This window comes from Mumia sp. (genome assembly GCF_028803055.1).
Classification (GTDB): domain Bacteria; phylum Actinomycetota; class Actinomycetes; order Propionibacteriales; family Nocardioidaceae; genus Mumia.
Window position 1 is genome coordinate 1 of sequence record NZ_JARBCJ010000036.1, and the last position, 20,653, is coordinate 20,653.

Genomic DNA, 20,653 nt, shown 5'->3' on the forward strand with positions numbered 1-20,653 from the left:
GGCGTGCTCGACGGCCTCGGACATCAGGTCACCCCGCGCGAGCCGTACGGTCGCCGAGGCAGCGAACCTGTCGCCAGCGCCGCACGTGTCCTCGCCTCGGACGGGGTCGACGACGAACACCGCGGGCGGCGCGTCGCCCTGGACCAGGAGCGCGCCGCGCTCCCCGAGCGTCACGGCGAGCGCGCGGGTGCCCAGCCGCTCGCGCACCCGGCGGGCGGCGTCTCCGACCTCGCCGATCCCTGTCGGCTCACTGCCGTCGAGCCGTGCCAGCTCGCTCTGGTTCGGCAGGCACAGCCACGTGCTGTCGGCCGGCCTCCCGCCACGCGGGTGCGGGTCCCAGACGACCGGGACCCGCTCGGCGGCCCGGGCGACGAGCTCCCGCAGAGCGGGAAGGGATGTCAGCCCGCGGCCGTAGTCGGCGACGAGCACGGCGTCGGCGGCACTCACGGCGGCCTCCAGGTCGGCGGGCGGCGTCTCCCAGCTGCCGCTCGTGCCGCCGGTGTCCAGCCGCACGAGCACCTGACCGGCGGCCAGGACGCGCCGCTTCACGGGCGTCCCCCCGTCGGACGGCAGGGCTACGACCTCCACCTCCGGCGGGAGAAGGGCACGAAGACGGTCGGCGTCGGCGTCGTTGCCGAGCGGTGTCGCGAGGACGACGCGCGCACCGTCGGAGGCGGCGAGGGCCGCGGCAAGCGCGGCGCCGCCGGGGCGCGGTCGCTCGACCGGGTCGTCGACGACGGCCACCGGTGCATCGGGGGACAACCGCGAGGCCCGTCCGTCGAGGTCGACGTCGAGCATGGCCTCCCCGACGACCAGCACGCGCGGCGTCACCGCTGCGCCTCGTCGTCGACCCGGCCCGACGAGTCGCTCTCCGCGAGGCGCTCATCGAACGCCTCGCAGAGGAGGTGCAGCGCGACCAGGTGCATCTCCTGGACCGTGGCGGTCGACTTCGCGTCGATGGCCACCACCGCGTCCGCCACCTCGGCGAGGGGGTTCGGGGCGGGCCCGGTCAGGGCCCAGACGTCCAGACCGCAGGCCCGGGCGCGTTCAGCGGCCGCGACGACGTTGGGGCTGGCGCCGCTGGTCGAGAGCGCGACCAGGATGTCGCCCGGCCGACCGTGCGCCTCGACCTGTCGGGCGAACAGCTCCTCGGGCGGGTAGTCGTTGGTGATGGCGGTCAGGCTGGACGTCTCCGCGCTCAGGCAGATGGCCGAGAACGGACGGCGGTCACCCTGGTAGCGGCCGACGAGCTCAGCGGTCAGGTGCTGGGCCTGCGCGGCGCTCCCGCCGTTGCCGACCGCGAGGAGCCGCCCTCCGGAGGTCAGCATCGGGACCATCGCGGCGCCCCAGGACTCCAGGACCGCGCAGCCCTCGTCGAAGGTGTCGAGCGCCTCTCGCAGGTGGGCGACGTGATCGGTGGTCGTCATCGCGGGACCACCTCTCCACGGCCGGCGATGACCAGGGCCCGCAGTGCCTCCTCCGTCCGCCGGGAGACGTCCTCCCAGGCGTACGCCGCGGCGCGCGCCGCACCGGCGTGGCCGTAGGCCTCGCGTCGGGCCGGGTCGGCGAGGAGGCCCGCCAGCGCCTCGGCGAGCGCTGCCGGGTCGCGCGGCGGGACGAGCTCGCCGGTGACACCGGGCTCGATCGTGTCGAGGAGGCCGCCCACGGCCGTGCCCACGACAGGGCGCCCGCAGGCCATGGCCTCGAGCGGCACGATCCCGAACGGCTCGTACCAGGGTGTCGAGACCACGACGTCGGCGGCGGCGAACACCTCGGGCATCCGCTCTCGAGCGACGCCGCCGTGGAAGACGACGCGGTCCTCGACCTGGTGCTCGGCGGCGATGGAACGAAGTCGCTCGACCTCCGGGTCGAGGTCCAGCCCGTCGCTCGACGGGCCTCCGACGACGTGCAGCTCGACCTCGGGGAGCCGACCCAGGGCAGCGATGACGTCAGCGACCCCCTTGCGCTCGACGAGCCGCCCGACGCTGAGGATCCGCGGACGGATCGGCGACTCCGCCGGGCGGGGTCGGAAGAGACCGGTGTCGACGCCGCACGGGACCACGCGGACACGCGCCGGGTCCGCCCCCATCGCCACCAGCTCCCGCACCTCGTCGGTGCAGGTGGCGACGACGAGGTCCACCGAGCGACAGAGCTCCGCCTCGATGTCGAGGCGGGCGGGAGGGCTCGTGTCGGCGCTGCCCTGATGGCGACGTTTGACCGTGCCGAGCGCGTGGAAGGTCTGGGCCACCGGGATGCCGACACGTCGCGCGGCCCACGTGGTGGCAGCGCCGCTCATCCAGAAGTGCGCGTGGACCACGTCCGGCGGGTCCTCGTCCCAGCGCTGGGCCAGGTAGGCGGCGAAGTCCTCCATGAACGGCCACAGGTCGTCCTTCGGCACCTCCGTGGGCGGGCCGGCAGGGACGTGCTCCACGACGTAGCCGCTGGGCGTGAGGACTCGGTCGGCGAGACGGGGCGAGTCACGGCGGGTGTAGACGACGACGTCGTTGCCACGTGCCGCCAGCCCGGCCGCGAGGGCGTCCACGTGAACGTTCTGACCGCCGGCGTCGACGCCTCCCAGCGTCGCCAGCGGACTCGCATGCTCCGAGACCATCGCGATCCTCATGCGTGTACCTCGTTTTTCCTAGGAGGGGGATTCGTCGCGGCGGATGAGGTGCCGCCGCCGTTCGTCCGTCGCAGCAGCTCTTCGAGCGCCTCCACGACGTCGGTAGCCGTCACCGACCCGAGGCAGGGGTGGTTCGGCACCGGGCACTGCACAGCCCGCGTCCCGCGGCACGGCGCCTGCTGATCACCCAGGACGGCGAGCGGGACACCGTACGGCGCCCACCGGCGCAACGGCACCGTCGGCGCGAAGAGCGAGACGACGGGTGTGCGGGTCGCCGCTGCGAGGTGGGCCGGTCCGGTGTTGGCCACCACGAGAGCGTCGGCACGTGACAGCAGGGCTGCCAGCTGCGCGAGGGTGGTCCGTCCACCGAGGTCGACTCCGCGCGACCCGGCGACGACGGCGGTGAGCTCGCGTTCGGAGGGGCTGCCCGAGACGAGGACACGGTGCCCCGCCTCGTCGAGCGCTCGGACGCAGTCGCGCCACCGCTGCGCGGGCCACGCCCGTGCGGGAGCACTCGTGCCAGGGTGGACGACGACGAACCGGCCTCGGTCGAGTCCTTCGGGGGCCGCAGCCGTGCGGACGCTGAGCAGGCCGTCGTCCCCGACGGGCAGCGCGAAGCCGGCCTGGGTCGCCAGGTGCACCGCCCGCTCAGCCTCCGGCACGTCCCCGGGCGGCGCCACCCGGTCGTCGAGGAGCGAACCGGGGTAGTCCTCGCTGAAGGCACTGATCCGTCGCACCCCGGCCAGCCTCAACAGGAGTGCGGTCGGGAGGGCCGACTGGTGGAAGGACGTGAACACGACCGCATGGTCGTAGCGACCGGCGAGCATCGTGACGAGCGCGTCGGTCGAGGCCGGATCGACCGCAGGCGGGTCGGCGACGATCCACGGGCAGGACCAGGTGTGGACCTCGTCCACACCGGGAAGGAGACGAGCCGCGTCGGCTCCGGCCGGACCGGTGAGCAGATCGACGGTTCCGCGGGCGGCCATCGCTCGTACGGCCGGCCCGGCGAGGAGGACGTCACCCGCACTGTCGAGCCGGACCGCGAGCAGTCTGGAACCGCCTCTGCTGTTGTCCATGGAGGCACGGTTCCCCGGAAGCCGACCGGAGAAACGGTTCTCGGACAAACGCTTCTCCGCGGTGGTCCGCGGCAGATGATCCACGGATCAACCGCCCGTGGATCGATTGCTGTGGTGACCGATGGGCACCGGCCAGCCATGACCATGTCACCGGCAGCGCAGCAGCGCCCAGAGACCGACGACCGGGTCACGACCGTCGTAATCACCCGTGACGGCCGAGCCCGACTCGAGAGGTCCCTCGTCCACAACCAGCCCCCGCTCATCGTCGTCGACAACGGCTCGACCGACGGTTCCTCCGACAGGGCCCGTGAGCTCGTTCCCGAAGCACGGGTGATCGAGCTCGACGAGAACACCGGCGCTGTCGCGCGCAACGTCGGCACGCGGGCGGCCACGTCGCGCTACGTGGCGTTCGCCGACGACGACTCGTGGTGGGCTCCGGGCTCGTTGGCGCTCGCCGCCGACGTCATGGACGCCCACCCGTCGATCGGTCTCGTCGCAGCCCGCGTGCTCGTCGGCGAGGACGCGACGCCTGATCCGTTCTGCGACGCGCTGGCCCGCTCACCCCTTCCGCGGACGACCTCCGACCCCGGGACGACGGTGCTCGGGTTCATGGCCTGCGCCGCCGTCGTACGTCGCGACGCGCTCCTCGACGTCGGCGGCTTCGATCCCTTGGTGCAGATCTACGGCGAGGAGGAACGGGTGGCGCTGGACCTCGCCGACGCCGGACACCGTCTGTGCTACCTGGACGACGTCGTCGCCCGCCATGTGCCGGCCCCGGCCAAGGACACCCGCGGCCGCCGGCGACGCCTGGCCCGCAACGACGTCCTCACCGCGGTCATGCGGCTTCCGGCGCGCACCGTGGCGCGGAGGATCGTCCGGCACTCGCGCGCCGGGTGGGCAGAGGTCCTGGGGGTCGTCGACGCGCTCACCCGACTCCCTCAAGCCCTCGCCCTGCGCCGCCCTGTCTGCCCCGAGGTCGAGGTGCAGTCTCGGATCCTCGACCTTGCCGACCGCTCGGCCCTGCGACGGCCGCACCTGACACCGGCGCCGACCCGCTGACACCGCCGGCGAGCCGAACGAGCGGCCGTCGTTGATCCCGACAACCGCCCGGGACTAGTGTGAGGGTCTCAGCAGTCTTCCTTCCGGAGATGGCGAGACCGTATGGCTGACGACGTCCTCGACCTTCAGGAGCTCACCGACCTCGCAGTCGAGCTGCACGCGGCGGACTCCCCTCGGGCGACCGCCGAGCAGGTCGTCAAGTACCTCTGCGAGCTCCTCGAGATGGATCATGCCGGGGTCGAGATGCTCCGCGCCGGCGGAAACTTCGAGACGGTCGCCGCCACGGCCGACGTCGTCCGTCGTGCCGACGAGCTGCAGCGCGAGCTGGACGAGGGGCCGTGGTACTCCGCGAGTCGAGACCGGACGCTCAGGTCGAACGATCTCGCGCACGAGGCGCGGTGGCCGCGGTGGTGCGCGGCGGTCACGGCGATGGACCTTGTGAGCCTTCTCGCGGTCAGCCTGGTCCACGACGGGCGTCGCATCGGCATGGTGTCGCTCTACTCCGAGAAGCCGCGGTTCTTCTTCGACGACGACGAGGCCCTCGCGCACCTGCTCGCCCGGCATGCGGCGATCGCGTTGGCACGAGCCGAGCAGGAGGTCAACCTCACCATCGCCCTCGACGCACGCAAGCTCGTCGGCCAGGCGCAGGGCATCCTGATGGAGCGGTTCGGCCTCGACGAGCGACGGGCGTTCGAGGTGCTCAAGCGCTACTCCCAGCACCACAACCTCAAGCTGCGGGTCGTCGCCGAGCGGTTCGTCGCCACACGCACGCTGCCGCCTGCTCCCGAGGCGTCAACGCGTACGCCGGTTGATCAGCGGCAGGCCCACCCAGAGTGATCCGAACACCACCGTGGAGGCGCCGAACGCCCACCACGCCCACACCGGTCCCACGACCACGTCGAACACCAGCCACATCACGCCGGAGACGGTGAAGGCGAAGGCCGTCAGGCCCAGGCTCGCGCACACGTGCGCCGCCGACACGAGCCACAGCCGCTGCCCCTTCCGGAACAGGGCGCGGTGGATGGCCACCGGCGCGACGAGCAGTGCCGTGGCGAGGACCGAGCCGGACAGGACCGCCAGGTAGACGAGCTCCTGGCCGTGAGACAGCTCGGCGAAGCGGTTCGTGAACACGACCGTGAGCAGGAACGCGGTGATGATCTGCACACCGGTCTGCACGACCCTCAGCTCTTGGAGGAGCTCACTCCAGTTGCGGGTCAGCCGCTCGTCGAGCGTCTCGCCCTGCACGCGCCTCTCTTCAGGCATGGAGGTCCTCGTCTCCGGGATCGTCGGTTCCCTCCACCCTGCGGGACGCGACCGGTTGGCGGCAAGGGCCGCGATGACTGTCGGCACGCGCTGCGGCGCCGAGTCGGCCGGGCCTCGTCGTGCGCGAGGTCTCACCGATCCGATCGAGGCAGCTTCCTGGGTGCGCCGGCGCCACGCGCGAGCTTGTGGGTGCCGTCGCACCAGGGCTCGCGTCCCGTCCGTCCGCACCGGCAGAAGGCGACCACAGGCCTGTCCACCGTCTGCTGCGCGTCGGTGACGACCACGTCGACCGCAGGGACGTCGCTGCGGATGAGGGCAGGGCCTCCCGGGCAGAGCACCACCTCGGGACGGGGCCGGCCGAGCGAGCCGCTCACCGGGCCGCCTCCAGCTGGTCGGGCGTGTGGGCGCCGTCCCAGCGGGCCATCAGGCTCTCGGACTGATAGCGGTCGAGGACGAGGCACGCGGCCGCACCGAAGACGACGTCGCGCACGGAGACGTCACCGGAGTCGACGAGCGTGCCGCAGATCTCGCGGGCGGCGAGCTGCTCGTGGACGGCGTCGGCCTCGACGTGCTCGTCGTAGTAGCGCGCAGCGTCGTCGCTGAACCCCGTACGACGGAGGCCGGCGGCGATCCTGCGGCAGGGGATGGAGCTCGTCGCCTCGAAGGCGGCGAGATGGCCCATCGCCACCCCGCGGAGGCGCCGGTGGAGGCACAAGAGCGACATGGCGTTCGTGGCGGCGAGGGTGGGTCCGTCGGCCTCCTCGATGTAGGCGCCGTACGCGTCGTCGAGCCCGGCCTCACGAAGGGTGACCGCGAACAGCTCGTGGTGCAGGAACCCGGGGCGTCCGCCGCCGTACTCGTCGTACTGCAGCTCCACCAGGTGAGCCTTGGCGGGACCGGTGAGTCGGGGGATGACGAACGTGTGGGGGTCGGACTCCTTGAGGTGGTAGATGCTGCGTTGACGCAGGAAGTCGCGCACGTGGTCGGGCGTCGCCTCCTTGCGGATGAAGCGGGACAGGTCCGGCCCCTCGTCGAAGCCGTCGGTGAGAGCAAAGATCTTGTCGGCGACGTCACCCTCGACCGCGAGGGTCCGGCTCACCCATCCCTCGGTCACGTCACGCAGCCACTGCTCGAACGGGCGCTCGAGCACCGTACGGAGGCCCGCGATCTCGGGAGCCCACTCCCACCGGTCATCGACGTCGTCGAAGCCACGGAAGCTCAGCTCGTAGATCATCCAGAGGCTCAGCTGGAGGTCCTCGTCGTGCAGCACCGAGTCGGGAGGAACCGACGAGGCGTGACCTTCCGTAGCGGTCTCGAGGTCGTCGATCTCCTCGACCCCGTCGAGGAGGAGGCGACGCAGGCGGGCGCTCAGCGGCCCGCGGGGTCGGGGAAGAAGCATCAGGCGGTCTCCTGCGTGGCTGTCAGTGTGGGTTCGCTGTCACTCGGGTCGCGTCACGGGGTCACCGTGGTGACGGCCGAGGCGAGCGTCGGGAGCGGAGCGCAACCGTGCGTGGTGACGGGTTGGAGCTCGCCGCGGCAGTTCCGCGGGATCCGTACATGGGCACACCTCCTGCGCCCTGAAGTACCCGGCAGCCGCTCCCCGCAAACGCTTCGCGGGGGTGCTCGCTCAGGGTGGGAGGAACGGAGAAGTCACCGCCACGAGAGTCGTACGCGTACCGAGCACGCCCTCGATTCTCCCACCCGCCGCAGGGGTGCGCAGACCGCCGCGGGCGCCTCGGCCACGCTCAGGCCGGTGTCGGCTCCGCTCCCGGGTCGCGCGGGGACGGGTCACCGGTGGCGGGCTCGCCGGGCGTCGCATCCCCCGGACCGGGGTCGTCCGGGGGATCCGACGGCTCCCCCGACCGCAGGGCGATCTGCTCGTTGACGTAGCGGAGCACCGCGGCGGCGGTCGCCACGGCCGGTACGGCGAGGAACGCGCCGGTGATCCCGAACAACGAGCTGCCGGCGGTGATCGCCAGCAGCACGATCGCCGCCTGCAGGTCCATCGCCTTGCCCTGGAGCCAGGGCGAGAGCACGTTGCCCTCGAGCTGCTGGACGGCGACGATCACCAGGAGCATGATGACGGCGTCGCGGAAGTCGTTGGTCACCAGCGTGACCAGCACGGCGAGCGCGCCGGTGACGAAGGCACCCACGATCGGGATGAACCCGCCGAAGAACACGATGACGGCGAGCGGCACCGCCAGGGGGACGTCGAGGACCACCAGCCCGATGCCGATGAACACCGCGTCGACGAACGAGACGAGCGCCTGGGTGCGGATGAACCCGCCGAGGGTGTCCCAGGCGCGGCTGCCGGCCTCGCTCAGGTGGGTCCCGGCGCGTCCTCCCAGGGTCCGGCGCATCCAGGGGAGGAACTTGTGGCCGTCCTTGACGAAGAAGAACGTCAGCATCAGCACCAGGACGGTGTTGACGAGCACGTTGGTCGCTGCGCCCAGGGTGGACAGCGCGCCGGCACTGATGACGTCGGCGCTGTCGCGGAGCTTGTCCTGCAGCGACTCGATCGCGTTGTCGAGCTGGTTCTCAGTGACCCCGAGCGGGCCATCCTGGACCCAGTCCTGGATCGCCTGCAGACCTCGCGCGCCCTCGGCGGCGATGTCCCCGACCTGTCCCGCGACCTGCGGCGCGAGGACGGCGACCACGCCGGTCAGGACCGCGAGGAAGCTCAGCACCACGATCACGGCTGCCACCGCCGCGGGCACTCCCCGCCCTCGCAGCCAGGCCGCCGGCGGCCCCAGGAGGGTGGTCACGATGAGGGCGAGCATGACCGGGTAGCCGATCATCCAGAACTTGCCGACGATCCAGCCCAGGATGTACAGGCCGATCGCGATGGCGATCAGCTGCCAGGACCATCGCGCGAGCGTGCTGTAGCCACTGGCGAGGACTGCGGAGCGGTCTCGGGTCACGGGATCGAGGCTAGGGCATCAGGGCAGTCGCCAGTCGACAGGCGCACTGCCGAGAGACGAGAGCGCCCCGTTGACCCGGCTGAACGGACGGGAGCCGAAGAAGCCTCGTGACGCCGAGAGCGGGCTCGGGTGCGGGGAGGCAACCACGGGGGTGTCTCCGAGCCACGGTTGCAGGGACTGGGCGTCACGGCCCCACAGCAGCGCGACCAGAGGCTGGTCCCGCGCGACGAGCGCCTTGATCGCCTGCTCGGTGACGGCCTCCCAGCCCTTGCCGCGGTGACTCGCGGGGCGACCAGGCTCGACGGTCAGGACCCTGTTGAGGAGGAGGACACCCTGCTTCGCCCACGGTGTCAGGTCGCCGGAGGTGGGCTCGGGGATGCCGAGGTCGGTCCGCATCTCGGCGAAGATGTTCATCAGGCTGCGCGGCACGGGCCGTACGTGGGGAGCGACCGAGAACGAGAGCCCGACGGCGTGCCCCGGTGTCGGGTAGGGGTCCTGTCCGACGACGAGCACCTTGACCGAGGCCATCGGCTCGGCGAAGGCGCGCAGCACCTTGCTTCCCTCGGGGAGGTAGCGTCGGCCGGCCGCGATCTCCGCCCGGAGGAAGTGCCCCATCGCTGTCACCTGCGGGGCGACGGGTTCGAGGGCCTCGGCCCAGTCGGGGGCGACGAGCTCGGTCAGGGGCGCTGGCACGGTCGCCAGCGTAGTGGTGTCACCGCAACGACAGGACGAGCACCGCCGTCCCGACTCAGGACGACCCCGCCGACGACGAGGTTGCGGGTCTCGCCGCGGGTCGGCTCCACCTGCAACACATCGGTCTCCATGAGCGTCCATGATGTGTGACCATGACGGGCTCTCCTCCGCTGACGGACGCCGACGCGTTCGTCCGCCAGCACGCCACGTGGCTGGTCCGTCTCGCCTACCTCCTCTCCGGCTCGCGCGAGGACGCGCTCGACCTCGCGCAGGAGACGTGCGAGAGGCTGTGGCGCTCGTGGCCGGTGGTCTCCGCCGCCGACGACCCGCAGGCGTACGTCGCCACGATCATGGCCAACCTCCAGCGCAGCCGTTGGCGGCGCCGCCGACCGCACGAGGTCACGTACGACGCTGCCCTCCACGTCGATCCCGGCAGCGGTGTCGGCATCGAGGATGTCGACGCGCTGCGGCGCGGCCTCGACCGGCTGACCGATCGACAACGCAAGGCGATCGTGCTCCGCTACTGGGTCGACCTCGACGACGCGACGATCGGCGAGGCGCTCGACTGCCGACCGGCGACCGTCCGCAGCCTGCTCGCGCGAGGCATCGCACGGTTGCGCGACGACCTCGCCGACCCCGACGAAGGGCCCACGGCATGAACGACGACGATCTTCGGCAACGCCTCGACGCCGTGGCAGACCGGGCTCCCGACGGAGACGAGCTGCTCGACCGCATCGCCGCGCGACGCCGTACCGGGCGGCTCCCCGGTCCTCCGCCGACCCGCAGCAGGAGGGTCGCCCCGCTGCTCGCGGCGGCGGCCTGCGCGGTACTGGTCCTCGCGGTCGCGTTCGTGCCGTCGCTCCTCGGGGGCTCGGCGAGCGACGACGATCTGTCGCGGCCCTCCGACGCCGGGCGTTCTGACACCGTGCCTTCGGCCGTCGCGACGCCCTCGGCTCTCCCGCTCGCGGAGATGATGGACCAGGGGGTCCGTCCGGTCGGACGGGGCCGCATCGTGATCGACGTCCCGGTGTCGTGGAGGTCGGTGCAGCCGCAGTGCGACGAACCCGTCGTCGACGGCTACTTCTTCACCGTCGGGGTCTTCCGCGCCTGTCACTCGTCCAGACCTGCCGGCATCACGACAGTGCAGCTCGACTCGCTGGTGGCGAGCGGGTCGTCGCGTGACCCCCGGCCGACGTCGCGCCTCGACGGAGTCCCCTACGGCGTGGCACGGTCGACCAGGGCGGGCGTCACGACGGCCGTCGTGGTCGTGCCCGCGCACGACGTCCGCCTCACGGTCCGCGGCCCCGCCGGCTCGGTCGAGCTGCTGATCTCGACGCTGCGCGTGCTGCCGCCCGACCAGGTCGCCGTCCCCCAGCTGGGCGCGGGAGTCAGTGGCGGGGCGGGCGGTCACTCCGCGCTGCCCACCGTGCGCGAGATGCGGCGCCGGCTCGCGCGTGTCGGCCTCGAGCTGGACGTGGTGACGCGGGACGGCGCGACCTCGACGCGCTTCGCGCAGGCGCGGGTCACCCCACGAGCGGGATCCGTCGTCGACGTCGGATCCTCGGTGCTCGTGGAGCTCGAGGGCGTCCCGCGTTAGCCCGCTGCGGCCGCCGGTTAGACTTGACGGGTTCAGGGTTCCTGGTGCGTTCTGGTGGAGGGTAGGCGCGCCAGTGTCGCCCTACCCTGAGGAACCCGTTGTCCCCGATCACCGCGTACCGTCGACTCTTCTCGCTCGTCGGCCCCGTGTACGTCCTCGTCGCCTTCCTGGGGCGGCTGCCGCTGGCCATGAGCCAGATGGGCACGCTCCTGCTCGTGTCGTCCGCGACCGGCGCCTACACCCTCGGCGGGCTCGCCGCGGGCGCCCTGGCCGTCGCCAACGCCGTCGGATCGCCGATCGCCGGTGCCCTCGCCGACCGCATCGGACAGCGTCCCGTCGTTCTTGCGCAGTCCTTCGTCGGTAGCGCCGGCCTCGCCGCGATCGTGATCCTCGCCCAGGGCGGAGCCGGCGGAGGCTGGCTGATCGCCGTCGCCGGGCTCACCGGCGCCGCGATGCCGCAGGTCGGCCCGCTGGCGCGTGTCCGCTGGCGGCCCATCACCGGCCGGGCGGGCCGCGAGTCGCCTCAGCTCGTGGACGCGGCATTCTCCTACGAGGGTGCGGCCGACGAGGCGTCGTTCGTCCTCGGCCCGGCACTCGTCGGTGCCGTCGCGGTGCTGATCGACCCCGCCGGCGCTCTGCTCGTGGCGGCCGGCCTGCTCGTGGTGTTCGGTGGATGGTTCGCCCTGCATCCGACGGCCGCGCTCGTGCGCGGGTCCAGGGTCGGGCACGCCGCGAAGGCCGGCATCGTGTCCGCGGCGTTCGTCATCCTGGTCGGGGCGCAGCTCCTGGTGGGCGTGCTGTTCGGGTCGATCCAGACCGGGGCGACGGCGCTCGCGACCGCCGAGGGCGTGCCCGGGGTGTCCGGGCTCATCCACGCGACGCTGGGGGTGGGCTCGGTCATGGCGGGTCTGTCGATGGCGTGGGTGCCGGCCCGGATCGGCTTCGACAAGCGCATCCTCGTCGCGGCGGCGGCGCTCGCCGTCCTCTCGGCGCCGCTCGTGCTCGTCTCGAGCATCGCCGGCATGGTCGCCGTCGTGCTGGTGCTCGGCTTCGCGGTCGCCCCGTACATGATCAGCAACTTCACCCTCTGCGAGCGCATCGTCCCCCTCAGCCGGGTCGGCCAGGCGATGACCCTGCTGGCCGGTGCCACCGGCATCGGGTACGCGATCGGGTCGACGGTCGCCGGGAGGCTCGCGGACCTCGGCGGCTACGCGCCCGCGCTCGGCGTCACCATCACCGCGGCGTGGCTCGCGCTGATCCTCGCCCTCGCCGGACAGCGCATCCTGGGCGCCGCCCCGCACCGCTGACGACTCAGCGGGTGAGTGCGCTCCGGAGCGTGTCGCGGACCTCGGGCCAATCGTCGTCGACGACGCTGTAGAGCACCGTGTTGCGCCACGACCCGTCCTTGCGGCGCTTGTGCTTGCGCAAGAGCCCTTCGCGGGTCGCCCCCAGTCGCGCGATCGCGGTCTGGGACTGCTCGTTGCGGTCGTCGGTCTCCCACGCGACGCGCACCGCGCCCAGCGTGTCGAAGGCGTGGGTCAGCAGCATGAGCTTCGCCTCGGTGTTGATGCCGGTGCGCTGAAACCGCTCCCCGAGCCAGGTGCCGCCGATGATCAGCGACCTGCGCTCGGGGCTGATCTCGTAGTACGTCGTAATCCCCGCCAGCTCCCCGGACTTCGTGTCGACCTGGGCCCAGGCGTTCGTGTCGGGCGTCGCGAGGTAGCGCGCGATCACCTCGGCGGCCTCAGCCTGCGTCGTAGGCCGGTCGAAGGACATCCACGAGAAGACGTCGTCGTCATCGGCGGCTGCCAGCACGCCCTGGGCGTGGTGCGGGCGCAGCTGCGTGAGGGTGACGTGATCGCCGAACATGTCCTGGGCTTCGTACCACTGACTCGGTCGCATGCGTCGACCCTAACGAAGAGCGCACCTCGGGAGGCGGGTCGACGTCTGGTCCTCAGCCGACCGGACGTGTCCTCTTGCCGTGAGGCTCGCGGATGGTCTCCAGGTCCTCGAGGAAGTTCTGGGCCCACTTGTCGATGTCGTGCTCCATGACCTGGCGGCGCATGGCACGCATCCGCTTCGCCTTCTCCCTCGGCGGGTCGGTGATGGCCTTGAGCATGGTGGCCTTCATGCCGTTGATGTCGTACGGGTTGACGAGGTAGGCCTGCTTGAGCTCGGCGGCGGCTCCGGCGAACTCACTCAGCACGAGCGCCCCGGTCTCCTCGTACCGGCAGGCGACGTACTCCTTCGCCACCAGGTTCATCCCGTCGCGCAGAGGCGTCACGACCATCACGTCGGCCGCGCGGTAGAGCGCCGCCATCTCGTCGCGCGGGTAGGAGGAGTGGAGGTAGGTGATCGGGGGCTGCCCGATGCGGCCGACGTCGCCGTTGATGCGTCCGACCAGGCGGTCGATCTCGTCGCGGAGGCGGCGGTACTGGTCGACCCGCTCTCGCGAGGGCGGTGCCACCTGGACGAACACCGCGTCCGCCGGGTCGAGGAGTCCTTCCTGGGCCAGCTCGCCAAAGGCGCGGAGCCGCTGGGGCATGCCCTTGGTGTAGTCGAGGCGGTCGACGCCGAGCAGCACGAACTTGGGGTTGCCGAGGCTGGCTCGGATCTCGTCGGCGCGCGCCTGGGTCGAGGGACGGCGGGCCAGCTCCTCGTAGGCGTTGGAATCGATCGAGATCGGGAACGCCTTGGCCATGACCGTGCGGCCGTCGTCGAGATAGATCGTGTCGCGGTGGGTCTTGTTGCCGACGCGCATGCGGACGAGGCGGACGAAGTTCTGGGCGGCGCCGGTCGTCTGGAAGCCGATCAGGTCCGCGCCGAGCAGGCCTTCGAGGATCCGTCGCCGCCACGGGAGCTGGGTGAAGAGCTCCGCCGGCGGGAACGGCACGTGCAGGAAGTAGCCGATCCGCAGGTCCGGCCGCAGCTCACGCAGCATCTGAGGGACGAGCTGGAGCTGGTAGTCCTGAACCCAGACGACCGCGTCCTTCTCGGCGATCGCCGCCGCGTACTCCGCGAAGCGGTGGTTGACGGCCACGTAGGAGTCCCACCACTCACGGTGGAACTCCGGGGTCGCGATGACGTCGTGGTAGAGCGGCCAGAGGGTGGCGTTGGACATCCCCTCGTAGTACTCCTCGACCTCCTGCGCCCTGATCGGGAGCGGAACCAGCTGGATGCCTTCGAGGTCGAACGGCTCGAGCTCCTCGTCGGCCGCACCGGTCCAGCCGATCCATGCTCCGCCCTGCTTGCGCAGGACGGGCTCGAGCGCGGTGACGAGGCCGCCGGGGGAGGTGCGCCAGGTGGTGGACCCGTCAGGCGTCTGCACGCGGTCGACCGGCAGGCGGTTGGCGACGACGACGAACGACGCTGAGTCCTCGTGTCCTCGCAGGCTCTTCGCTACCGGGCTCGAACCGCGCGCGTGACTCATGGGACGACCCTATCGGCGAATCCGCAGGGGCGGCAGACGACCAGGCACCGGGATCACCCGGTGGTCGCGCCGACCTGCTCCCGGATCTCGTCCATGATCGCGAGGATGTCCACCGTCTCGTCGAGCGGCAGCAGCGGCGACTCCGTCAGACCTTCGCGGAGGCAGCGGCCGACCTCGATGATCTCGTGGGCGTACCCCGCGCCGATGAGGGGCTCGGCGATCTCGTCGGCCTCCCAGTTCCGGGCGTAGGTGAACGACTGCGGGTGGTGGAACGGCGACGGGAGCTCCAGCCGCCCTCCGTCCCCGGCCACCGAGGCGCGGGTGTCGGGCCACCCGGTCTGGGTCCAGCTGATCGAGGCGATCGCGCCACCGTCGAAGCGCAGGGTCGCGCCGCCGGCGAGGTCGACGCCGAGGTCGCTCAGCGTGGCGACCGCCCGGACCTCGACGGGCCGGCCGAGGATCAGGTACGCGAACGTCAGCGGGTAGATGCCGACGTCCAGCAGAGCGCTGGCCCCGAGCGCGGGATCCCACAGCCGCGCCTTGTCGCGGGGGGCGACGAAGCCGAGGTCGGCCCGCACGTGCGTGACCGTGCCGCACGCTCCGTCGGCGGCCATCGCGCGAAGCCGCCGGATGTTGGGGTTGGTCCGCATCCACATCGCCTCGGCGAAGAACAGCCCGCGTCGCCGGGCCTCGTCGACCAGGAGCCGGGCCGAGGGGGCGTCGAGCGTCAGCGCCTTCTCGCACAGCACCGCCTTGCCGGCCTCGAAGCACGCGAGCACGTCCTCGGTGTGGCGACCGTGCGGCGTGGCGACGTAGACGACATCCACGTCGCCGTCGGCGAGCAGCTCGGCGTACGAGCCGTAGGGCACCGGACTGGCCTTCTCGTCCGCGTACTGCTCGGCGAAGGCGCGCGCCGGCGGCAGCGAGCGCGAGCCGACCGCGTGCAGGACGGCGCCGTCGACGAGGGCCAGGTCGCGGGCGAACGAGTGGGCGATGTCACCGGTGGCGAGGATGCCCCAGCGCACGGGCGCCGGGGACTCGGCGGACGGGTGCTCGGCGGGAGACGTCATGCTCGCCATCATGGCGGGCAGGCCCGGCGGACCGCCACGCCGGGCGCGGGGAATCCCAACGGTGTCATTCGGCGACCTACGATGGGGGCATGGATCCCGCTCTCTCCTCCCACGATGCCCACGTCACCTCTGCGGACCAGACCGCGGACGAGACCGCGGACCGGGCTACGGGGCTGACCGCGCGAGAGGAGCGGGTGCTCGCCTTCGAGCGTGGGTGGTGGAAGTACGCGGGCGTCAAGGAGCAGGCGATCCGAGCGGAGTTCGGCCTCTCGGCGACCCGCTACTACCAGGTGCTCAACGCGCTGATCGACCGCGAGGACGCGCTCGCCCACGATCCCCTCCTGGTCAAGCGGCTCCGGCGGATGAGGGCGAGTCGGCGTCGCTCCCGCTCCGCCCGGCGCCTCGACGCCGATGCCTGAGGAGGACTCGTGACCGAGCCTCGCGTGGACGAACCCTCGACGGAGCCCCGTCCGCGGGTCGCCCAGCGCACGCGTGTCGCACCGCGGTCGATCCCGTCGGTGGCGCTGCTGGGCGCGCTGCTCGTGGTGGCCGTCGCGGCGATCGGCCTTCTCGTCGGCAACGGCGGGGACGACACTCCGACCGCCACCACGCCGTCTCCGACCGCCACCGCCGAGGCCACGCCCGAGCCGACGGTCGAGCCTGTGGCCACGGCAGCGCCGACCTCGGCCGCGCCGGCGACCGCGGAGGTCCCTCGGGCGTTCGTCGAGGTCTTCAACAACTCCGGCGCCACCGGACTCGCCGACTCCACCGCGGCGCGGGTCGAGGACGCCGGCTGGAAGGTCGTCGGGGTCGACAACTGGTACGGACGGATCCCCGAGAGCACCGTGTACTACCCCGCGAAGCTCAAGGAGCAGGCCGAGCGCCTCGCCGCCGACCTGAGGATCGACCGGGTCCGGCCGGCGGTCGAGCCGATGAAGTTCGACCGGCTCACCCTGATCCTGACAGGCGCACCGTAGCCGCACGCGTACTCCCTGGTCTCACTCACGGCCGCCCGGCGGGGCGACGCGAGGTCACCTGCTCGTCGTGAGGCGGAACCCCTCCCGACGCCTGAGGCCGGCCTGGGATGATGGTGGTCATGTCCCTTCCCGTGGTGCTCGAGCCACAGCCCCGCACCGAAGCCGGAGCGGCCGCCCTGGCGGCGCTGCTGGCCGCCCCCGAGCAGGCGATGCTCGCATTCGACTTCGACGGCACGCTGGCCCCGATCGTCGACGACCCTGAGCACGCGCACGCCAGCAAGCGCTCGGTCCACGCGCTCCAGCGCATCGGACCGTGCGTCGGCAAGGTGGCCGTCGTCACCGGACGTCCCGTGCGCACCGCGCTCAGACTGGGTGGCTTCGACGACCACGACGGCCTGAGCCACCTCACGATCCTCGGCCAGTACGGGGCCGAGAGGTGGGACGCCGACACCGGTGCGGAGTCGGTGCCGCCACCGCCCGCCGCGGTCGCCGAGGTCCGTGCGGCTCTGCCGGCGCTGCTCGACTCGCTCGGTCTTGCCGGCGTCAGGATCGAGGACAAGGGGCGCGCGGTGGTGGTGCACACCCGTCTCCTCGACGATCCCGGTGCGGCCCTCGAGCGCCTGGAGGGTCCGGTCGCGGAGCTGGCGCGAGAGCACGGCCTCGCCGCAGAACCCGGACGGTACGTCGTGGAGGTGCGCGACCCGTCCGTCGACAAGGGGGCCGCCCTGCGGACGCTGGTCGCCGAGACCGGACTCCGGACGATCGTCTACGCCGGCGACGACCTCGGTGATATCCCGGCCTACGCGGCGCTCACGGCCATGCGCGACCACGGCGAGGCCGAGGTCATGCTGGTGGCCGTCGCCTCCGACGAGCAGCAGGCCCTGACGCCCCGGGCCGACCTCGTCGTCCACGGGCCCGAGGAGCTCTCGGCCTGGCTCGAGCGGCTCGCGGACGCTCTCGGCTGCTGACCTGCCGGGAGACCACTGTCCGCATATTGGAACGAGTGGACAGTATGTGAGACGCGCACGTACGCTTGGCTCAGCTCATCACGAGGGGCGGAGGGACACGGCCCGACGAAGCCCCGGCAACCACCTGACGTGAGCTCGCGACCCCGCGAGGCCGCCGTCAGGCATGGTGCCAAGTCCGTCCTGTGGCGACAGTCGCGCGCAGGGAAGATGACGAGGAGGCCTCGTGAGCGCGAGCACGCTGCAAACCCCTGATCGTACGAACGCCCGTGACGGCGCCTTCGGCAACGCGACCGGCCTGGTGTGCCGCGCCTGCGGTGCCGGGCAGGAGCTCGGACCCCACTACGCCTGTCTCGAGTGCTTCGGACCGCTCGAGGTCGCGTACGACTTCCCGGCGATCACGCGCGAGCAGATCGAGAGCGGCCCGAAGAGCATCTGGCGCTACCAGTCGCTGCTGCCAGTCCCCGCCGACATCGCGTCCTTCCCCAACACCGACCCCGGCTTCACGCGGCTCGTGAAGGCGGACAACCTCGCCCGTGAGCTCGGCATCAAGACGCTCTGGGTCAAGGACGACTCCGGCAACCCGACCCACTCCTTCAAGGACCGCGTCGTCGCCGTCGCCCTCTCGGCCGCCCGCGAGCTCGGCATGACGGTCCTCGCGTGCCCGTCGACGGGCAACCTCGCCAACGCCGTCGCCGCGGCCGCGGCCCGTGCCGGCATCAAGAGCGTCGTCTTCATCCCGGAGAACCTCGAGCGCCCCAAGATCCTCACGACCGCCGTGTACGGCGGCACGCTGGTCGCCGTGCGCGGCAACTACGACGACGTCAACAAGCTCGCCAGCGAGATCGCCGGCGAGGAGGAGGGCTGGGCGTTCGTCAACGTCAACGTCCGTCCCTACTACGCGGAGGGCTCCAAGACGCTCGCGTACGAGACCGCGGAGCAGCTCGGCTGGCGGCTGCCGGAGCAGGTGGTGATCCCGGTCGCCTCCGGGTCGCAGCTGACGAAGGTCGACAAGGGATTCACCGAGCTCGGCCGGCTCGGCCTGGTCGACCCGACGCCGTACAAGATCTTCGGCGCGCAGGCGACCGGCTGCTCGCCCGTCGCGCAGGCGTTCCGGGAGGGCAACGACGTCGTCCGTCCGGTCAAGCCCGACACGATCGCCAAGTCCCTCGCGATCGGCAACCCCGCCGACGGGCCGTACGTGCTCGACACCTGCCGGCGGACCGGTGGTGCCGTCGAGGACGTCTCCGACGACGAGGTGCGTGACGGCATCCAGCTCCTCGCCCGTACGGAGGGCATCTTCGCCGAGACCGCGGGAGGCGTGACGATCGCGACGCTCAAGAAGCTGCTCGCCGACGGCCGGCTCGACCCCGAGGCGGAGACGGTCGTCTTCAACACCGGCGACGGGCTCAAGACGCTCGACGCCATCGCGGACCGGGTCGGCCCCGCCGCGACCATCGACCCGACCTATACGGCCTTCACCGCCGCGAACCTCGTCTGACCGAGAGGACACCATGAGCGTCTCCGTCCGCATCCCCACGATCCTGCGCACCTACACGAAGGGCGACTCGGAGGTGACCGTCGACGGCGAGACCGTCGCCGGTGTCATCGAGGCCCTGGAGGCGTCGTTCCCCGGGATCAAGGCGCGCGTCGTCGACGAGACCGGCGCGATCCGCCGGTTCGTGAACGTGTACGTCGGCACCGAGGACGTGCGCTTCGCCGACGGGCTCGAGACCTCGGTGCCCGCCGGGCAGCAGGTCTCGATCATCCCGGCGGTCGCCGGCGGCTGACGCCGGACCGGCGGGGGCCCGCCGGCGTCAGGTGCCGACGAGACCGGTTGTCGGGCTGGAGGCCAGGCTCGTCTCGCGTCGGGGGATCCGGCCCGCCCCGTACGCCGTGCGACCGGCGCGCACCGCGCCGGCTATGGCCGACGCCATCGCGGGCGGGTCGCCCGCACGGGTGATCGCGGTCGCGCAGAGCACGGCGTCGCATCCGAGCTCCATCGCGAGTGCGGCGTCGGAGGCGGTGCCGATGCCGGCGTCGAGCACCACCGGGACCGCGACCGCCTCCGCGATCGCGGCGATCGCGCGAGGGTCGGTGACACCGAGGCCGGAGCCGATCGGCGAGCCGAGCGGCATCACGGCCGCGCAGCCGACGTCGGCGAGGCGGCGGGCGGTGACGAGGTCGGTGTTCGTGTAGGCGAGCACCGTGAAGCTCTCGCGCACCAGGGTCTCGGCGGCGTCGAGGAGCTCGACCACGTCGGGCAGCAGCGTCACGTCGTCGGCGACGACCTCCAGCTTCACCCAGGCGGTGCCGAGGGCCTCGCGCGCGAGGTTCGCGGTGAGGACCGCCTCACGCGCGGTGCGACAGCCCGCGGTGTTGGGGAGCAGCCGTGCGCCGTGCTCGCGGACGACGTCGAGGATCGAGCTCGGCGCTCCCGGGTCGACCCGGCGCATCGAGACGGTGACGAGCTCCGTGCCGCTCATCTCCAGGCACCGACGGAGGACCGCGGGGCTCGGAACCCCTCCGGTACCGAGGAACAGCCGGCTCGTGAACGGCACTCCGGCCACGGTGAGCGGGGACGGGTCGGTGGTCGTCAGCACGACTCTCACCCTCCTTGGACGGCGGTGACGACGTCGACCTCGGCGCCGTCGCGGACGAGGTGGTCCTCCCATCGGGAGCGCGGCACGACGATGCCGTCGACGGCGACTGCCACGTCGGTACGTGGCAGCGCGAGCGTGCGGAGCAGCGCGAGCACCGTGAGCGGCTCGGCGAGCGCGTGGGCCTGGCCGTTGAGACGGATGGTCATCGGGCCTCCTGGAGTGTCGGCGACAGGCGAAGCGGGTCGGTGTGACCCGACCCCTCAGGTGGCGAGGACTCCTCGACGAGCGCGGTGATCACGTCGGCGGTCCAGGGCGCGAGGAGCACGCCGCCACGATGGTGCCCGGCGGCGACGAGGAGACCGGGGATGCCGGTGGC

24 protein-coding genes and 1 riboswitch are annotated in these 20,653 nt (G+C 72.0%); of the genes, 10 read left to right on the forward strand and 14 right to left on the reverse strand.

The window, feature by feature from the left end:
• From PV363_RS05620 to PV363_RS05635, 4 genes are all read right to left on the reverse strand, one after another.
• A partial coding sequence (locus PV363_RS05620; protein ID WP_301021855.1) for a PfkB family carbohydrate kinase occupies positions 1 to 831 on the reverse strand: 831 nt, incomplete at its 3' end.
• The gene (locus PV363_RS05625) at positions 828 to 1,427 is read right to left on the reverse strand and encodes an SIS domain-containing protein (protein WP_220346100.1); all 600 of its coding nucleotides are present in this window, start codon (positions 1,425 to 1,427) and stop codon (positions 828 to 830) included. The genes PV363_RS05625 and PV363_RS05620, both read right to left, overlap by 4 nt.
• Positions 1,424 to 2,623, reverse strand: coding sequence for a glycosyltransferase (locus tag PV363_RS05630; RefSeq protein ID WP_301021856.1), 1,200 nt, complete (start codon positions 2,621 to 2,623; stop codon positions 1,424 to 1,426). Before PV363_RS05630 ends, PV363_RS05625 begins: the two co-directional genes overlap by 4 nt.
• Entirely contained in the window at positions 2,620 to 3,699 is a 1,080-nt protein-coding gene (locus tag PV363_RS05635) for a glycosyltransferase family 9 protein (RefSeq protein WP_301021857.1), read from the reverse strand. The genes PV363_RS05630 and PV363_RS05635 overlap by 4 nt, the downstream gene beginning before the upstream one ends.
• 138 nt (positions 3,700 to 3,837) lie before the next feature.
• Here PV363_RS05635 and PV363_RS05640 point away from each other — a divergent pair, with 138 nt between their 5' ends.
• Together PV363_RS05640 and PV363_RS05645 are read left to right on the forward strand one after the other, a co-directional pair.
• A complete protein-coding gene (locus PV363_RS05640; RefSeq protein WP_220343467.1) occupies positions 3,838 to 4,758 on the forward strand; it encodes a glycosyltransferase in 921 nt (306 codons plus the stop codon).
• 102 nt (positions 4,759 to 4,860) lie between these two features.
• Positions 4,861 to 5,595 carry a GAF and ANTAR domain-containing protein gene (locus PV363_RS05645; RefSeq protein WP_301021858.1) on the forward strand — a complete coding sequence of 245 codons (735 nt, stop codon included), beginning with the start codon at positions 4,861 to 4,863 and terminating at the stop codon, positions 5,593 to 5,595.
• Here the strand turns inward: PV363_RS05645 and PV363_RS05650 are convergent.
• The 5 genes from PV363_RS05650 to PV363_RS05670 form a co-directional block, all read right to left on the reverse strand.
• Entirely contained in the window at positions 5,551 to 6,021 is a 471-nt protein-coding gene (locus tag PV363_RS05650) for a DUF6328 family protein (protein WP_220343469.1), read from the reverse strand. The genes PV363_RS05645 and PV363_RS05650 overlap by 45 nt on opposite strands.
• Before the next feature lie 131 nt (positions 6,022 to 6,152).
• Positions 6,153 to 6,482: a CDGSH iron-sulfur domain-containing protein gene (locus PV363_RS17940; protein ID WP_366525451.1), complete on the reverse strand. Its 330-nt coding sequence runs from the start codon at positions 6,480 to 6,482 to the stop codon at positions 6,153 to 6,155.
• Entirely contained in the window at positions 6,392 to 7,420 is a 1,029-nt protein-coding gene (locus tag PV363_RS05660) for an iron-containing redox enzyme family protein (protein ID WP_220343471.1), read from the reverse strand. Before PV363_RS05660 ends, PV363_RS17940 begins: the two co-directional genes overlap by 91 nt.
• Before the next feature lie 346 nt (positions 7,421 to 7,766).
• Entirely contained in the window at positions 7,767 to 8,942 is a 1,176-nt protein-coding gene (locus tag PV363_RS05665; protein WP_220343472.1) for an AI-2E family transporter, read from the reverse strand.
• 18 nt (positions 8,943 to 8,960) lie between these two features.
• Positions 8,961 to 9,635: a uracil-DNA glycosylase gene (locus PV363_RS05670; RefSeq protein WP_301021859.1), complete on the reverse strand. Its 675-nt coding sequence runs from the start codon at positions 9,633 to 9,635 to the stop codon at positions 8,961 to 8,963.
• Positions 9,636 to 9,787: 152 nt separating this feature from the next.
• Between PV363_RS05670 and PV363_RS05675 the strand changes: the two genes are divergently transcribed.
• The 3 genes from PV363_RS05675 to PV363_RS05685 all read left to right on the forward strand — a co-directional run bounded on the left by PV363_RS05675 (position 9,788) and on the right by PV363_RS05685 (position 12,539).
• Positions 9,788 to 10,294: a sigma-70 family RNA polymerase sigma factor gene (locus PV363_RS05675; RefSeq protein ID WP_220343474.1), complete on the forward strand. Its 507-nt coding sequence runs from the start codon at positions 9,788 to 9,790 to the stop codon at positions 10,292 to 10,294.
• On the forward strand, positions 10,291 to 11,232 hold the full coding sequence (locus PV363_RS05680; RefSeq protein WP_301021860.1) for a hypothetical protein: 942 nt from the start codon (positions 10,291 to 10,293) through the stop codon (positions 11,230 to 11,232). The genes PV363_RS05675 and PV363_RS05680 overlap by 4 nt, the downstream gene beginning before the upstream one ends.
• A gap of 98 nt (positions 11,233 to 11,330) precedes the next feature.
• Complete coding sequence (locus PV363_RS05685; RefSeq protein WP_220366225.1) at positions 11,331 to 12,539, forward strand: MFS transporter; 1,209 nt, start codon at positions 11,331 to 11,333, stop codon at positions 12,537 to 12,539.
• A gap of 4 nt (positions 12,540 to 12,543) precedes the next feature.
• Here the strand turns inward: PV363_RS05685 and PV363_RS05690 are convergent, their stop codons facing one another.
• From PV363_RS05690 to PV363_RS05700, 3 genes are read right to left on the reverse strand one after another with little or no spacing between them, the layout of a single operon-like run.
• Positions 12,544 to 13,134: a GNAT family protein gene (locus tag PV363_RS05690; protein WP_220343477.1), complete on the reverse strand. Its 591-nt coding sequence runs from the start codon at positions 13,132 to 13,134 to the stop codon at positions 12,544 to 12,546.
• 52 nt (positions 13,135 to 13,186) lie between these two features.
• Positions 13,187 to 14,662: a trehalose-6-phosphate synthase gene (locus PV363_RS05695; RefSeq protein WP_220343478.1), complete on the reverse strand. Its 1,476-nt coding sequence runs from the start codon at positions 14,660 to 14,662 to the stop codon at positions 13,187 to 13,189.
• Positions 14,663 to 14,715: 53 nt separating this feature from the next.
• Complete coding sequence (locus PV363_RS05700) at positions 14,716 to 15,732, reverse strand: Gfo/Idh/MocA family oxidoreductase (protein ID WP_301021861.1); 1,017 nt, start codon at positions 15,730 to 15,732, stop codon at positions 14,716 to 14,718.
• Positions 15,733 to 15,821: 89 nt separating this feature from the next.
• Between PV363_RS05700 and PV363_RS05705 the strand changes: the two genes are divergently transcribed.
• The 5 genes from PV363_RS05705 (at position 15,822) to PV363_RS05725 (ending at position 19,464) form a co-directional block, all read left to right on the forward strand.
• Positions 15,822 to 16,151 carry a DUF3263 domain-containing protein gene (locus tag PV363_RS05705; protein ID WP_220366221.1) on the forward strand — a complete coding sequence of 110 codons (330 nt, stop codon included), beginning with the start codon at positions 15,822 to 15,824 and terminating at the stop codon, positions 16,149 to 16,151.
• 9 nt (positions 16,152 to 16,160) lie between these two features.
• Positions 16,161 to 16,709 carry a LytR C-terminal domain-containing protein gene (locus PV363_RS05710; RefSeq protein WP_301021862.1) on the forward strand — a complete coding sequence of 183 codons (549 nt, stop codon included), beginning with the start codon at positions 16,161 to 16,163 and terminating at the stop codon, positions 16,707 to 16,709.
• Positions 16,710 to 16,828: 119 nt separating this feature from the next.
• On the forward strand, positions 16,829 to 17,677 hold the full coding sequence (gene otsB, locus PV363_RS05715; protein WP_301021863.1) for a trehalose-phosphatase: 849 nt from the start codon (positions 16,829 to 16,831) through the stop codon (positions 17,675 to 17,677).
• Between the two features lie 72 nt (positions 17,678 to 17,749).
• A riboswitch (SAM riboswitch) is annotated at positions 17,750 to 17,891 on the forward strand.
• 9 nt (positions 17,892 to 17,900) lie between these two features.
• The gene (gene thrC, locus PV363_RS05720) at positions 17,901 to 19,175 is read left to right on the forward strand and encodes a threonine synthase (RefSeq protein ID WP_220343483.1); all 1,275 of its coding nucleotides are present in this window, start codon (positions 17,901 to 17,903) and stop codon (positions 19,173 to 19,175) included.
• A gap of 13 nt (positions 19,176 to 19,188) precedes the next feature.
• On the forward strand, positions 19,189 to 19,464 hold the full coding sequence (locus PV363_RS05725; protein ID WP_220346103.1) for a MoaD/ThiS family protein: 276 nt from the start codon (positions 19,189 to 19,191) through the stop codon (positions 19,462 to 19,464).
• Positions 19,465 to 19,491: 27 nt separating this feature from the next.
• Here the strand turns inward: PV363_RS05725 and PV363_RS05730 are convergent, their stop codons facing one another.
• On the reverse strand, positions 19,492 to 20,277 hold the full coding sequence (locus PV363_RS05730) for a thiazole synthase (RefSeq protein ID WP_301021864.1): 786 nt from the start codon (positions 20,275 to 20,277) through the stop codon (positions 19,492 to 19,494).
• A 5-nt stretch (positions 20,278 to 20,282) separates the two neighbouring features.
• Entirely contained in the window at positions 20,283 to 20,483 is a 201-nt protein-coding gene (gene thiS / locus PV363_RS05735) for a sulfur carrier protein ThiS (protein WP_220343486.1), read from the reverse strand.
• Between the last annotated feature and the right edge of the window lie 170 nt (positions 20,484 to 20,653).